Source organism: Scardovia wiggsiae, from assembly GCF_051045985.1.
GTDB classification, from domain to species: Bacteria; Actinomycetota; Actinomycetes; order Actinomycetales; family Bifidobacteriaceae; genus Scardovia; species Scardovia wiggsiae.
In genome coordinates this window covers 1,503,481-1,518,528 of sequence record NZ_CP157350.1, presented here as the reverse complement: position 1 = coordinate 1,518,528, position 15,048 = coordinate 1,503,481, and the positions used below count along the sequence as shown (strand labels likewise).

General features: G+C 49.6%; 9 protein-coding genes and 1 pseudogene. 8 read left to right on the top strand and 2 right to left on the bottom strand.

Features of this window, described 5'->3' with window-relative positions; genetic code table 11:
* Nucleotides 1–425: 425 nt before the first annotated feature.
* The 8 genes and pseudogenes from rpmH to ABKA16_RS06405 all read left to right on the top strand — a co-directional run bounded on the left by rpmH (nucleotide 426) and on the right by ABKA16_RS06405 (nucleotide 8,539).
* Nucleotides 426–560 (top strand): 50S ribosomal protein L34, encoded by a 135-nt coding sequence (gene rpmH, locus ABKA16_RS06440; RefSeq protein ID WP_007147865.1) that lies wholly within the window; start codon nucleotides 426–428, stop codon nucleotides 558–560.
* Between the two features lie 245 nt (nucleotides 561–805).
* A complete protein-coding gene (gene rnpA / locus ABKA16_RS06435; RefSeq protein ID WP_007147866.1) occupies nucleotides 806–1,243 on the top strand; it encodes a ribonuclease P protein component in 438 nt (145 codons plus the stop codon).
* A gap of 191 nt (nucleotides 1,244–1,434) precedes the next feature.
* Nucleotides 1,435–1,782: a membrane protein insertion efficiency factor YidD gene (gene yidD / locus ABKA16_RS06430; protein WP_381000176.1), complete on the top strand. Its 348-nt coding sequence runs from the start codon at nucleotides 1,435–1,437 to the stop codon at nucleotides 1,780–1,782.
* 84 nt (nucleotides 1,783–1,866) lie between these two features.
* Nucleotides 1,867–2,859, top strand: coding sequence for a membrane protein insertase YidC (gene yidC, locus ABKA16_RS06425; RefSeq protein WP_380999877.1), 993 nt, complete (start codon nucleotides 1,867–1,869; stop codon nucleotides 2,857–2,859).
* 193 nt (nucleotides 2,860–3,052) lie between these two features.
* Nucleotides 3,053–3,577, top strand: a pseudogene (locus tag ABKA16_RS06420) (protein jag); the annotation flags it as partial.
* Nucleotides 3,578–3,947: 370 nt separating this feature from the next.
* Nucleotides 3,948–4,958: a 16S rRNA (guanine(527)-N(7))-methyltransferase RsmG gene (locus tag ABKA16_RS06415; protein WP_380999878.1), complete on the top strand. Its 1,011-nt coding sequence runs from the start codon at nucleotides 3,948–3,950 to the stop codon at nucleotides 4,956–4,958.
* Between the two features lie 438 nt (nucleotides 4,959–5,396).
* Nucleotides 5,397–6,404, top strand: coding sequence for a ParA family protein (locus ABKA16_RS06410; protein ID WP_007147871.1), 1,008 nt, complete (start codon nucleotides 5,397–5,399; stop codon nucleotides 6,402–6,404).
* Between the two features lie 995 nt (nucleotides 6,405–7,399).
* A complete protein-coding gene (locus tag ABKA16_RS06405; RefSeq protein ID WP_381000178.1) occupies nucleotides 7,400–8,539 on the top strand; it encodes a ParB/RepB/Spo0J family partition protein in 1,140 nt (379 codons plus the stop codon).
* Between the two features lie 156 nt (nucleotides 8,540–8,695).
* On the opposite strand, the gene trxB is transcribed toward ABKA16_RS06405, so the two are convergent.
* A complete protein-coding gene (gene trxB, locus ABKA16_RS06400; protein ID WP_380999880.1) occupies nucleotides 8,696–9,772 on the bottom strand; it encodes a thioredoxin-disulfide reductase in 1,077 nt (358 codons plus the stop codon).
* A gap of 327 nt (nucleotides 9,773–10,099) precedes the next feature.
* Entirely contained in the window at nucleotides 10,100–15,019 is a 4,920-nt protein-coding gene (locus ABKA16_RS06395; protein WP_380999882.1) for a murein biosynthesis integral membrane protein MurJ, read from the bottom strand.
* Between the last annotated feature and the right edge of the window lie 29 nt (nucleotides 15,020–15,048).

Genomic DNA, 15,048 nt, shown 5'->3' with positions numbered 1-15,048 from the left:
AGTCCCTCCAATAATGAATCTTTCCGGTTCCAAATAAGTTCTCTGATGTGTACCAACATTTATAATCGCACCCACAGAAGTTATCCACAATTGGGCGTGTTGTAAATACATGAATGTGAATAACACGCGTGTAATTTGTGGATAAATTAAAATCAAGATCCTTGAGATATCCACATATTCACAGCGTTGATGTTGATAAGTTACATCAGTGTAGTTTTACTGTTGCTTACTGATACCCATTTTCAAATTGATCACAAAGAGGGGAAGAATGTGAAGAAGTTTGATTACGGTGTGATTCGTGGTATAAAGTAGAGAATCTCCATAAACATAGTCATACGATTATGTAGAGTGGTAATAGTAACTTAATAGAGATTGACTCATGAGGAGCCACGTTTAAGCGTGGCAGGAAACGGGAGCGTTTTACTATGAAGAGGACTTTCCAGCCGAACAATCGCCGCCGCCATATGAAGCACGGTTTTCGTCAGCGTATGCGTACACGCACAGGGCGTGCGCTGATCAACCGCCGCCGTGCAAAGGGGCGTAAGGTACTCTCCGCTTAAGGGTATAGTCTCAGGAGAGTGTGGACAGCAATATAGCCAAGGCTGCAGGCAGAGGTAAACTGCGGCTTTGGCTGTTTTACTGTACCTGCAAGTGCAAAGGTACACAGGCTTACAGGAAATACAGATAATGCAGCATAGTAACATAGCTCTATAAACAGGCACTGCACAGCAGCGCTTTGTTCATAATAGCCGTTTACTATTATCCATTTATTATTTGGGCGGTACTGGACCGGAGGCAACAGCGAATGGACAGACTTAAGGGCCATAAAGATTTTGTTGCTGTTCTGAAAAAGCACCAGAAGTTTTCCTCCCGGGATATTGTGCTCCATTACAGTATCTATCGTCAGCCGGAGCCTGGCAGTCCCCGGAAAGGTATAAAAAGCAGCCCTGTTACTGGATGCCGGGATATTGATATCAGGTTAGGGCTTGCCGTTTCCAAATCTGTTGGGAATGCAGTGATGCGTAATACAGTTAAACGGAGGCTCCGCGTACTGGCGAAGAAATATGAAGGCTATCTTACTGACCTTCCTTCGGCAGGAACGCTCTGTATTGATATAGTTGTACGGGCAAAGCCTTCAGCAGCTTATGCGCGTTTCGATGCGCTGGATTCCCAGATGGAAAAAATATATGCAGGGTTAAGGGAAAAATCCGCCGAATATCCTGCAGACAAGCCCGCCGCGTAATACGGTTTAGCAACTGGCTTGTAGAGGATCAGCACATGGCATCACAAGTACCGCAGGTATCACAAGGCCCCAGCAACGACGTACCTGAGGGAAATCCGCGCAGCAGCACAATGCTTCTTTCCAAGCATAAGGGTAATACCAATGCTGCGGATGCTGGCAGAAATACTGACGGAATACATAGGATACAGGTAATGCGCAAAGATCCATCTTGGGCACAGAAGGCCGTTATACGATGTATCAGTTTTTATCGCCGCCGTATTTCCCCCAACACTCCCCCATCATGCAAATATTATCCAACATGTTCCACGTATGCACTGACCGCGGTAAAACGGTTCGGGGCTTTCCGGGGATCGGTTCTGGCACTGCTGCGGCTGGCCAGATGCCGGCCATGGAGTAACGGCGGCATTGATGACGTGCCTCAGAAATTCTCGGTTTTTTACCGGTTCACGTGGTCGAAGGCGCATGAAGAACCCCGTGTTGTTCCGTTGGCAGGAACAGATAGCAGTGACGATAATAGTTCGCCACACGTTCATGTATAATTTAGGCAGTACGAAATACGGAAAATAGCGAAATAGCAAGGAATACTGAACTTTTATTCAGATCTGCGGTATTAAGGGGAACCTATGTTATTAGATAGAGGCTTTTTCGGCTGGTTCTATACGATCCTGCGCCCGATCGAAGCAGCAATGGCGTACGTGATCAAGTTTTTCCACGATGTCCTTACAGCAATCGGATTGAGCGGGGCCCAGGGGCTCGCATGGTCCATTGCAGTTATGCTCCTGGTGGTGCTGGTCAAACTGATCATCCTTCCGCTGTTTGTACGGCAGATGCTGTCCATGAGGAAAATGCAGGCACTCCAGCCTCAGCTGCAGAAAATACAGAAAAAATATAAAGGCAAAACGGACAGGGCAAGCCGCGAGGCAATGAGCCGCGAAACAATGAAGGTGTATCAGGATAATCATGCGAACCCTATGGGTTCCTGTGTACCGTCTCTGATACAGGGACCTATATTTATGGCGATGTTCTACACACTGTCTGCGGTGACATATATTGCCGATGGCAGGCGCGGGCCTTTAGGGGCGTTCGATAAGACGGCTGCCCAGGGATTCTCCAATGCGCAGCTGTTTAATATCAAACTGTCATCAACATTTGCAACAGCTGATTCGGGCGGTAAAGTCACTATCGGTATTTTCGTTGCATTGATGTGCCTGACTATGTTTTATTCACAATGGCATAATGTCCGCCGCAATATGCCGAAAGCGTCTATGCAGGGAACGGCTTACCGGACGCAGATGCTTATGTCGTTCATCTTCCCTGTTATGTATATCTTTTCTGGTATCACATTCCCGTTCGCGGTACTGGTCTACTGGCTGACCAATAATATCTGGACTCTGGGCCAGACCCTCTGGCAGGTTTATAATATGCCGACCCCCGGCTCCCCAGCTGCTGAAGCTAAAGAGAAACGCGATTACAGGAAAGAACAGGCCCGCCGTGAGCGTGCCGGGGAGATCTCCCTTGAAGAAGAAGAGCTCCTCAAAGCGAAAGAAGCCGAGGAACGCCTTTCCGTTGAGGGTCACCAGCGCAAGCAGCCTTCACGGAAAAAGAAGAAAAAGTAGGTCCGGCAGGTATCTGCTTATGTATAGAAATGTGCGTATTGTACAGAAAAGGTGCAAATATGATACATTACAAGTAGCAGTTAAAATTGACGGCGGTCCGTAAAAGGCCCGGAGAAAAATATTAACGGAAAATAGTAAAGAAATATAGTTATTTATAAGAAGTACAGGATCCTGGATCATAAAGGAGCATATTATGGCAGACGAGGACGTAAAGACAGTAGACCAGCTCAATGAGGAAGCTGATATCGCTGCTGATTATCTTGAAGAGCTGCTTGATATCATTGATTATGATGGGGATATTGAGCTTGCTGTGCGTAATAACAGGCCGACAGTACAGATCGTGGCTGACGACGATGAGGATATCAAAAACCTTATAGGCAGGCATGGCGAGGTCGTTAACGCGCTGCAGCAGCTTTCCCGCCTTGCTGTTCAGCAGAAAACAGGTGACCGCTCACATCTGATCCTCGACGTTGACGGTTATCTGACACGCAGGCGGAAGCATGTAGAGGATATTGCCCTGGATGCTGTTGATGAGGTACGCGAAACAGGTGAGCCGGTTTCACTGCGGTCAATGAACTCTTTTGAGCGCAAGATCGTCCATGATATTGTCCGCGAAGAGGGATTGAAATCGCGGTCCCATGGTGTTGAGCCGGACAGGTACGTCACTGTTTACCTGAGAGCGCAGGACAGCAGCGTTGATGATGGCTATGATGGTGAACTTGATAATGGCGGACCTGATGATCCGGAGTTTGATGAAGCTGAAGATTTCGTCAGTGGATCCCAGGACGGTTCCAGCACTGATGGTTTCGCAAACCGGTATGCCCATAATGCTGCAGATACGGGCAGTGTTTCCGTTTCGCGTGATTATGCTGATGAAGATAACGATGATGAGACTGAAACTGATGCTGATGAGATTGATACTGCCAGAGATGGCGATGCCAGTGACGCAGGTTACGTTTATCATGCAGGTGATGCCGGTATTGCAGGGAACAGTAATGTTTCAGAATAACGGCAACTGAAATACCGGCAGAAGTATGGGTATCCTCACTATAAAATAAGGCTTGCGTCACATAAGGTCGTTGCAGTATATGGCTGATCAATTTGATAACTCCCCTCTTATTAAGAGTATTTTCAGGGATTCTTCAGAAAGGATGGAGTTTTTCCATAAAAAGCTGGAAAGCGAGGGGGTATTACGGGGGATTATTGGACCGCGCGACGTTGATATCCTGTGGGAAAGGCATATCTTTAATTCGGCTGCCCTTCTCCCCTATATCAAAACTGCTGCGGAGCAGGTCAGTAAAAAAAGAGGATCTGGAAGTAAAGCTGTTGTAGGTGATATCGGCAGCGGCGGCGGGTTTCCTGGTATCGTGCTTGCATCCACCCTTCCTGATATTAGTTTTTTCCTTATTGAACCCATGGAACGGCGTTGTGAGTGGCTTTCTGGAGTAATCGATGAATTAGATCTTGTTAACGCACAGGTCGTACGTGCCCGTACTGAAGAACTTATTTCTTATAAGAAGGCTGTTAACGGTGTATCTGGAGCACAATACCGCGGTGATCGGAAACAGAAGAGAAATCCGGGGCGTCGTTTGAAACGAAACGGCAAAAACAGCTATAACCGGAACCAGGATTTTGTTGGGAATCTGAAGCCTGTCCACAGTCACGAGGCTGTTTTTAAGCAGGAGCTGGCTTGGGGCCAAGAACCGGTCTGGGATCGGAAACCTGCTCCAGACCGTGAGCTTGCCTGGAACCAGGGCCCAGCCCGGATCCAGAAGCCTGATCGAAGCCGGGAAGCGGCCTCTGAACAGGATAATGGCAGTTCTTTTGATTCATTCAAAAGGGAAAATCCTCATTTTATGGGATTTGATATTGTTACGTGCCGCGCTGTTGCACCAATGTCTAAATTATCTGGAATGGCTTTGCCGCTATTGAAAAGGCATGGTGAACTGATTGCCCTTAAAGGCAAATCTGCACAGAGTGAGCTTAATAAGGCTGAAAAAGAGCTGAAAAAGAATTATGCCGTATCGTGGAAAGTGGAGGAAGCACCTGTGGCTGAGGGGCTTGAGCCCACACATGTAGTTACAGTAGTAGTGCGTTGATTGTTGGTCATCGATTCTGTGTGTATCCCATTATTATGTTTTCTTATTGAGTTGTATGCGCCTGGAGCAGGGATTTCTGTGGAAAACCGTAAATAGGGTTCCATTACGTAAAGTGGTATCTTGGATTAGCGGCATCTTCGGAGAATACTGTAAATAGTCGAATACCATAAACTGTATCGTATTGTGTAAATTATGTAAGATACTTTTTTCCATATACCTTTTGTACTCTTCCTGCATATCCTCTTAATACTTCTTATATTCCTATATTTCCTATGCTTTCTATATTCCAACTCTCCATATACCTGCTTATATACTTTTTTACTTTATATCTGAGACCTTTTCTACTCAGTTTTCCACAGGCCTTATCCACATCAGCTTTTGAAAGTTGCGTGTGTCGAGGAAGTATAGAAGAATAGAAAAGACGACCAAGGAGGTATTATGTCCGATGTTTCACGTGAAACATTTTCAGACGAAAACGTCAGAGACGGTTCTGAGGAGCCAGTTTTTGAGTCTGCTCAGGACATACTGAAGCGTATTTTTGGCAATTCCTCCAGCGGTTTTGGTTCGGAACTGGCGGATGAGAAAGACAGGCTCCGTAAGCTGGACGAAATTGAATTCCAGCATCCCAGCGAGACCCGATACATTGCTATATCCAATCAAAAAGGCGGAGTTGGGAAAACAACTTCGGCTGTTAATCTTGCAGGAGCATTTGCTGACAGCGGATTGAATGTCCTTGTTATTGATATGGACCCTCAAGGGAATGCTTCCACTGCTTTAGGTATCCCCCATGGTTCCGATGATATCACAGTTTACGATGTGATCGAAGGCCGAAGCAGCATACAGGATGCTGTAAAAGCGTGTCCGGAGTTTGATACTTTGGATGTAGTGCCATCAAGTATTGACCTAAGCGGCGCTGAGCTGGAAATTGTTGATATGGATAACCGTACGGGGCTCCTTAAACAGCAGCTTGATAACTATATCAATAACAGCGATAAGCATTATGATTATGTCATCATTGATTGTGCACCGAGTTTGGGGCTGCTGGTTCTTAATGCTTTATGTGCAGTACATGAAGTACTGATTCCTATCCAGGCTGAATACTATGCACTTGAAGGCCTTGGGCAGTTACTCAATACTATCCAGCTTGTCCAGAATTCATTAAATCATAATCTGGTCATCTCAACTATGCTTGTAACGATGTTTGATAAACGTACACTTTTGAGCAGAGAGGTTTATGGTGAGATTAAGGAACATTACAAAGATATTGTCCTTGATGCCACAATTCCACGGTCAGTGAGGATCTCTGAGGCTCCTAGTTTTAATCAGACTATTATTACGTATGACCCTAAAGGGAACGGATCGATTGCATATCGTGAAGCGGCGTTAGAAATCAATAACAGAGCAGAGGGAATTATTGCAAGGCTAACAGAGAAAGGAAATAAATAATGGCGAAAAAATCACGCCTTGGTAAAGGTGTTGGAGCGTTGTTTCCCACGCTCCCAACGTTTGAGGAAAATGCAGGCGATGTTTCGTTCAACGAAGGACAGAAACATGGATTCGAAGGCAAGGATGCATCAGATAGCTCGAAGAGGCTGCATGGGAAGGATACTTCGTATTCTAACGGACAAAATGTTTCACGTGAAACATTCCACGGTGATGATGCTTCAGCTGAAGCAGACAGCAGTGATGTCCTGAGCAGGATCCGCGTCGGGAAGCGCCGTATGCCTTCGCTTGCTGAATCCATTCATCCAAGTAATTTCTTTTTCGAAGCAAGCGGTGTCCGGGAAAGCGATGTTGCAGCAGACAGCGAACAGTTAAGTGATACTGAGAACCATAAAGCTAAATCGGATACCATTGATCTTGAGGATACTGCAGCTGATAAACATAAGGATAACAGGGCAAAAGCAGCGGTTTCGGAGAGCGTGCAGCAACCGGCGTGGAATAATGGTACAGAAGATGGCAGCGGAGTAAAAACTTCTGCTGTAAAGCAGCAGAAAAATACCAATACAGCGGGGAACCATACAGAAGACCTGGTTCAGGATTCGTCTGAAAATGTTTCACGTGAAACATCTGCTGCGAAAATTGCAGAAAAGGGCAAGGATTCTCATAAACAAGGTACATCTGAAAGGAATGTGCATAATAAAGGCAGTAAAGCAAAGCAGGGATCAAAAGTATCTATCTCCCAAAATGGTAATGTTTCGCGTGAAACATTAAAGCGCAAATCTTCTGCGCATGGAATTGAACCTTCTGTGAACAATGATGAAGAGCGGACTCAGCATAATAGAGAGGGACAGGCTCAGCATAATAGTATTCACGGTGCCGGCGAAAGTTCTCAGGAGATAAAACAGGAGTCGGCGAATCCTAAAAATAAGGGAAAGGTCACCGGGGCTAGGCTCAGCTGCAGTGCAACCAGGAAAGTTAAAGCAGAAAAGGATAAGCAGCTGACGGATAACGGCAGGGATAAAACAAACGACGGGAATAAAACAAATAAGGATAAACAGGATAAGCCCTTAGGCTCAGCAGATAAGGAGTCTAAGAACAGTAAGACTCCGGTTAACCGCAGCGGACAGGGTAACCCCGATCAGCTTTTGCCAGTTCAGGGCGGGTACCTTGCTGAAATCCCGATATCGGAAATATCACCAAATGAAAAACAGCCCAGGACAGTATTTGATGATGGTGAACTCAGGGAATTGGCTGATTCAATCAAAGAAGTCGGTGTTCTTCAGCCGGTAGTCGTCCGCCGTCGCGGCACGGAACATGATGATAACCGTGATTTGGGTAGGAACAAGCGTACCGTGCAGCAGCCTGATGGCGATGCACGGAAACAGGATCAGGAACGTAGCCGGAAATATATGCGCCAGAAGCAGGATCGCAGCAGCCCTGCACCTCAGTATGAGCTTATTATGGGTGAACGCCGTCTCCGGGCAAGCATTTTAGCGGGGCTTAAGACGATCCCAGCTATAGTAAAAACTGCTACAGACGATAGTATGCTGCGCGATGCTTTGCTGGAGAACCTCCATCGGGTTGCATTGAATCCGCTTGAGGAAGCGGCAGCATATCAGCAGATGATGGAAGATTTTGGCCTGACCCAGGAGCAGCTGTCGAAATCTGTTTCCAAATCGCGCCCGCAGATCGCGAACACACTGCGTTTGCTGCAGTTGCCGGCCTCCGTCCAGAAGAAAGTAGCTTCCGGCGTCCTTTCTGCAGGGCATGCCCGCGCCTTGCTGTCCCTCTCGTCTTCTGAATCGATGGAAAAGCTTGCTAACCGGATCGTTGCTGAAGGATTGTCAGTCCGAAGTACGGAAGAACTTGTTGTGATGCAGTCGCACAGAGCAAGCCAGAAGAAGCATAAGCCTTCTCAGAATGTCTGGGCATCGGCACCGGAGATTGAGCAGTTAAGCAACTATTTTGATACAAAGGTAGATATTAAAGGTACGTCCAGGAAAGGGCGTATAGAAATAACATTCACATCCCAGGAGGACCTTCACAGGATCATCAGCGTCATCCAGCAGGGGAGCGGGCAGCCGGGCGGCAGCCAGGGACAAAGCTCATCACAGGGTACTGCAGACGGCTGGTTTTGATCTGATTGCAACAGGTCAGTCGTCTTTACCTATCTTGTCTGGTGTCCTGTCCGGCTGGGTACTGCCTGTATTATACTTTTAGTGAAATTGCAATCACGCGCATATAAATACATCAAGCTGCGTCTGTAAAATGGATGCAGCTTCCTTGGAAAACCGTTAAACTGCTGGCCGGAGGCTGCCTGTCATCCCGATATTTTCCAGATATCCCTGTGCGTCAAGTGCCGCTCGGCTGCCCATACCGGCTGCTGAAATTGCCTGCCTATATACACTGTCAACAACATCACCGGCAGCAAATACACCGCTCAATGATGTCTGCGCAGTCGCCCCGGAGGTCCTGATGTATCCGCCATCATCCAGGTCAAGCTGCCCTGAGAGAAAACCGGTGCGCGGTGTGTGCCCAATTGCAATAAATATACCGTTAGCCGGCAGTACGGTGTCAGTGCCGTTTTTAAGATTGTGGACATTAACAGACTGGGCTGAAGTACCGTCCCCATTGATTTTGGAAACAGTACTGTCAAGAACAAAAGTAATATTTGGATCCTGTTCAGCACGGTCAACGAGGATCCGGGAAGCCCGGAAAGTATCCCTGCGGTGGATAACAGTAACAGATGAGCCGAAACGTGAAAGGAACAGGGCATCTGACATGGCAGTATCCCCACCGCCAATTACTGCAATAGGTTTGCCCCTGAAGAAATAGCCGTCGCAGGTTGCGCAATAGGAGACCCCTTTGCCGCTGTACTCTTTTTCACCGGGGACTTCCAGCTTCCGGTAGTCTGATCCTGTTGTAATGATAGCCGTCCGCGAGCGGAAAATCCCGCTGTTGTCTGTCTGAAGGGATTTGATGCCCCCTCTCAGATCTGCTGAAACAACATCATCATTAATGACCTGCGCCCCGAACCGTTCAGCCTGTTTGCGCATGTTATCCATAAGCTCAGGGCCCGCTATGCCATCGGGGAAACCGGGGAAGTTTTCAATTTCTGTAGTGTTGACCAGCTGGCCTCCGGGGGACAGCGCGCCTGCCAGGACAATAGGGGAATAGCCGGCCCGTCCCAGGTAGATTGCTGCAGTATAGCCCGCAGGCCCGGACCCTACGATAACTGCATTGGCAACTGCAGGACCTGTTTCAGCTGCCTGGGCAGCAGATGCGGCAATTTCTGCCGAATTTTTCCGGCCAGCCGGGTCTGCCGGATCATTAGCCTTCCGTGATGGACTCAGCGATATAAGGTTTTCCATGGTTCCTCCAATGCCTCTGCCGTCAGGACGGCTCATTGCTGAGGATAGTCCACAGTATCATCCGCTATTACCGGTACTGTAACTTTCCTGATGCCGCCTTTATAAATCTATCTACAGGTAAGAACCGCCTGAATGCTGTATTATTCCTTCCTATGCTCTGGGCAAGGCCTGCAGGATTAGTTAGTAAACTATGCGGGCGCTGTGCAGGAATGGAAGGCAGCCACATTAAAACAAGATACAGCCGGTACAGTTGCACGGGGAAAAGTGTATATTCGGCGTGAACCCAGCTCTGTATATAGCGTGAGCTGGACTGTGCCGGCTTACCGGTCAGGACACAGAGATGCGGTTGAAATATACCCTGTTGTTTGAGGGCATTGATTCAGATGGGACCCATAGCACCAGCCGATCCGTGGAAACAGGACGGCTGAGTGTAATCACCGTATCCCCGGATCCTGAGAAGCTGAACTGCCCGACCGGATACCCGTTATTCGGGTTTGAAGAATCGGAATCCGCATACACATATCCTGTGCCGCCGGAAGAACGCGAGCTGAGGCGTATCTTTGTAATGGTCTGGGTACCGCGGAAAGTCAGTGCCATCCCGTACCCCTTGAGCCCGTTAGGCTTATTCAGGAAACGTGTGCTGGCAAGCCGGATAGTGGCCGTGCCTGAAGGCATATTCGGATCAGGGACACCCTGTGCGGCCTTGGTCTGAGGGAAAGCTGCAGCGCTCTGGCCTCCCTGTGCGGCAGGCCCTGAATTAGCTGGCTGCGATGATGGGGAAGAGGAAGATGTCGTAGACGGAGATGTGCTCTGCGAATTGCCTCCAGATGACGAGGCATCCCCGGAACTTGACGGTCCGGAACTGGAAGAAGAACCTGATGATGATGGTGCGGAGGGACCTGAAGACGATGTATCCCCATTAACACTTTCATTCGCCTGCAGGCTTGGCCACGGGGAGTTCCCGTTACTTATTGGGGAACGGAAGCGGAACAGCCCCATAGTATAGGATGCGGCAACCAGCGCGACAATGAGTATGACGCCGACGATCATAACTGTTACAGTCCTGTGGCGTACAACAGAATCCCTCTGTTCCCTGGCAGCACGTTTTTGCTGCCTATCATATGATCTTTCGAGCTCAGGATCATTGGCAGCGCTTTCATTTAGCCTTCTGTCCCCAACAGAGCGGCCTGGCAGGCCGGATACAGAAGGTCTGGTATGTGATAGCTGGGAAGCATATCCGTGGGAAGCGTCAGACTGTGCATGGGAAGAGCCAGCCTGTGCTTCAGCCTGACGCGGGCCGGAGGAAAGCGGATTCTGGGGCTGCTGTGCTGCAAGACGGGCGAGCCTTTCTGAAGTTGATGCAGCAGTACCATACTGGTTATCATTGGCTGGCGTAGATCCTGGACCTTCCGTCCCGGAAAGCGGTCCGCTGGTATTTGTATACGTATCCTGCACAGATCCGATGTTGATTGCATGGGTACTGCTGTTAGCTTCTTCCGGATACGCTGCCGGGACTATTTTCGGCGAGTTCCCTGTAAGAGGGGAAACATCAGCGCCTCTGCCGGAATCATCGAATGCGCCGAAAAGGTCATCTCCCTGAGGGCTGAGTTTTACTTCATTATCTTTCTGGAAAAGCTGGTCACGGTTCCATGACGATGAGTGGATGACACGCGCACTCCTGCGGGCAGATGGAGCCGCTGAGCTATGGAACAGATAGCCGGGGACTGTGAGTTTATCATTGATGCCGGCAATCTGCAGGCTTATCTGTGATATTGAAGCCCGGGAATCAGGGAAAGGCCCATGGACGTCAGAGAATGACAGCCCTTTCCATGGGGTATAGGAACCAAGGAGTACTGACAGCTCAAGCAGTGTAAAGATGGGGGTAGGCACTGTCCCGCCTGATGTTTCCTGGGATACTCCCTGGGACTGGGATGGATCAGGGGAGCCGGCATCCCTCAGTCCGAGTGCGCGCTCGCAGATCAGGAAGAATTCCGGCGGGATCTGTTCACCCTGGCCGAGAAGTGAAGAATACTGTATACCTGCTGTCTCCGGTACAGGATTTGCCTTTCCTGAAGCTGCAGGCGTACCTGCTTTTGCTGAAGCCCCCGCTGCAGTATCTGAAACAGCAGGCTTGGCGGTAGGGCCAGAAGCAGGATCATTCCCGGATCCGGAAGCAGCCTGTGCGGAAGATGGCTTCAGGGTGAGTGCCGCCGAAGTCGTATCTGCTGAAGGGTCAAATTCCCTTCCTGTAATGAGCTGGAACAGGACTGCCGCTATCTGCCTTACAGTAGCCAGTTCTGGATCTGTGACGGTATCCTGGATGCTTTCATTGGCGTACGTGCTGACCATGCGTGAAACCGCTGTATCGGCGATCATAAGCTGCGTACCGGTCAGGCGTATTGTTTGCGCAGTGATAGCGTGATGTGCGATACCATGGTCTTTGAAGGTCTGCCCGATCTGTACCAGTTCGCCTATAATGCTGCGGACTCCGGCCACACTGACAGTATGCTGCCGGGCATCCGGGCCATGTGCAGCCTGCCCGTGTGCAGCTGCTGTCTGCGTGGCTGATGAAGCCGGCTGGGGCAGATTACGCCGGCCAGGCTGCTGCCCTGTGCTTTCCGGGCTATCGAGCCGCGTATAATCAGCAAGGCTTATGCCTTTATCACGCGGAATCGCAACTATATAAGCCTCGGTATCACGGTACGACTGGAGGATCTGCTCACTGAAAGTAAATTTTGCCAGAGTCAGCTCTGAAGTGATGTTGCCTATTTCATCGAACAGATGCTTATTAGTGGTTATGAAAATCTGGCATTCCTGCGAAGAAGAGATGTCAAAAGCCCTGAATGCAGCGATCCCGGTCCCCTCGTTAAGAAGTTCCAGCAGTTCATAACGGTTGAGGATGATATCTCCCGGATGGATATTCATAGTATGGCTGTCCCCGTGCACAGTGCCGGACTGGTGCAGGATGCCAGATGCAGTATTACCCCTGCCCGTTTCTGCCCCTGTTCCCGCCGAGGCAAGAAGAGATGCCGCAGAAGCTGCTGCGGCAGGGGAAGAGGTATCCTGTCCGGCAGAGCGTACAACAGCAGAGGGGATGCGTGTGGCTGCAGGTGATACGGTATCAGATGAAACAGCCGTCTTTCCGATACCGTCAGTACCCGCAGCACCCTGCCGGCCCTCATCCGGTACGGCCCGGGGGACAATATCGGATACCGGAAGATCAGACGCACCAGCAGCTGCTGTACCTGCACTGTTTCCAGTACCTCCTGCAGTATGGGTCTCCGGACCGGCCTTGCCGGCAAGGCCGGCGTTTTCTGGACGGCCCGTACGTCCTGCATCGCCCTTGCCCTTTCCGGCTTTCCGGTCAAGGCCTATAAAAGCTGCGTTGCGTGAGGCCACCGTGCGTACCGGCCGTGGATCAAGGTTATATGATGCATCTGTTGACTGGAAAGTATCCATCTGGGGGAGTGCCTGAGGCTCGGCTATGATGCCGTCGTTGAGGTCAGCAGCATACTCGGAAACAATAATACGCTTCTTGGTCTGTCGCTTTTCAAGCTGGGCAAGGAGCTGCGCGCCCAGGGGGAACCGTTCAAGATGGAGGCGCTTTACGGCAGAAATCCCGATATCGACAAGATCGTTCATCCTCAGCAGTACAAGGATACCCGTGTAGAGCGCGAGCGCAATTATCCCGATGATTATGCAGATGACAAGCGACTGGATCCATGACATATGGCCATGTACGCCTGAAAGCTGTATATGCATAATCCGGATAAGGATAGCGTACAGGGAATAGCTCAGCAGAGCGGTTATGACGGCGGCAATAACGGTTTTCCCGAAGGACAGCACGATCCGTGCAATATTGAGCGTACCGTTGAAGAGCTTTTTCTGGCTGAGATAGAACAGTACAGGAAGGCTGACGGCATAGCTGACAGTAACGGAAATTGCTACGCCAAGTGTCCAGTACCGGGGTGCAAAGCTGAACTGTGCGATCATGATCCCTATGATCTGGACAGCGTTCTGGATAACAGTGAAAATAAAAGGGTATTTGCCGTTTTCAAAGGCATAGAAAGTGCGCTGGAGGAAAAGGAATGCCGATGCGGCCCAGGAATTGATCCCAAGGGCAATAAGCAGCGGCGCAATAAGGTTAATTTCTGACAGCGGTACTGACGGCAGGAGGGCTTTGATGATCGGTACGGGTATTGCGACGAACATGGCGGTGATGAACAGCATAATAATACCGCATCGCCGCAGTGAATAGCTCAGAGTATCGCGGACGTCGTCAATACGGTTTTCGGTGACGTATAGCGACAGGCGTGGGAAGATAGCAGTAGCGATGGAAACAGCTACAAGTGCGTAAGGCAGCATATAAAGGGTGAATGCATTCTGATATGAAGCGTTTCCGGCGATACCATACAGATCGTTCCCCTGGATGGGTGCGCCGTTGGTAACGCGGGTGGTCAGGATGCCTACAACCTGGTTGATAACAACTATGCTCAGGCTCCACATAGCAACATTCCCCATGGACCGCAGGCCGATACCGCGGATACCCATACGCGGGCGGTACTTGTACCCTGTTTGAAAGAGAGGGATGAACAGCACGATTGCCTGGAAGGCAACCCCTAAAGTCCACATGCCTGCAGTCAGGAAGATCTTGTTCTGATCCCACCATCCCATAGGCTGGCGGGATGCGTTGCCAAACATGGCAATGAAAATCCCGAAGCCGGCGCATGCAATAATATTTGCCCCAACAGAGCTCCATGCGTATGCTGCGAACCGTTCATGGGCAGCCAGTATCTGCCCGAGGATCGTGTACAGGCCGTAAAAGAATATCTGCGGCATGCACCATAACGTAAAAGCATCTACAAGCGCATGCTGCTGCGCGTTCCAGTTTGAATTCAGGTATAAAGACGTGATAAGGTACGTCCCGGCCGCCATAATAGCGGCAACTCCGAAAAGGAGGATGATAGACAGGGTAATAAGCTTATCGAGCCGCTCGTTCGCGTCTTTTTCCTTAAGGGATTTGACTATCTGCGGGACAAGGACAGCATTGAAAACGCCTCCCGAAAGGATAGTGAACAGTACCTGCGGGATCATCGTGCCTGTCTGGTATGCATTAGCCGCAATACCTGTTGTCCCAACGGCTGCAGCGAGCAGAATAGTTCGTAACTGCCCCGTGATACGGGACACAAAAGTGCCCGATGCCATAATCAGCGAATTGCGTCCAACTGATGATGCTTGAGAGCTCATATGTTTCCTCTGTATTCTGCTTTATTGCC

What these genes read in the sequence shown, in the direction of transcription:
- rnpA (WP_007147866.1), top strand. Translation starts at nt 806, where the DNA reads ATGGACAGACTTAAGGGCCATAAAGATTTTGTTGCTGTTCTGAAAAAG.
- rpmH (WP_007147865.1), top strand. Translation starts at nt 426, where the DNA reads ATGAAGAGGACTTTCCAGCCGAACAATCGCCGCCGCCATATGAAGCAC.
- ABKA16_RS06395 (WP_380999882.1), bottom strand. Translation starts at nt 15,019, where the DNA reads ATGAGCTCTCAAGCATCATCAGTTGGACGCAATTCGCTGATTATGGCA.
- yidC (WP_380999877.1), top strand. Translation starts at nt 1,867, where the DNA reads ATGTTATTAGATAGAGGCTTTTTCGGCTGGTTCTATACGATCCTGCGC.
- trxB (WP_380999880.1), bottom strand. Translation starts at nt 9,772, where the DNA reads ATGGAAAACCTTATATCGCTGAGTCCATCACGGAAGGCTAATGATCCG.
- yidD (WP_381000176.1), top strand. Translation starts at nt 1,435, where the DNA reads ATGCGCAAAGATCCATCTTGGGCACAGAAGGCCGTTATACGATGTATC.
- ABKA16_RS06415 (WP_380999878.1), top strand. Translation starts at nt 3,948, where the DNA reads ATGGCTGATCAATTTGATAACTCCCCTCTTATTAAGAGTATTTTCAGG.
- ABKA16_RS06410 (WP_007147871.1), top strand. Translation starts at nt 5,397, where the DNA reads ATGTCCGATGTTTCACGTGAAACATTTTCAGACGAAAACGTCAGAGAC.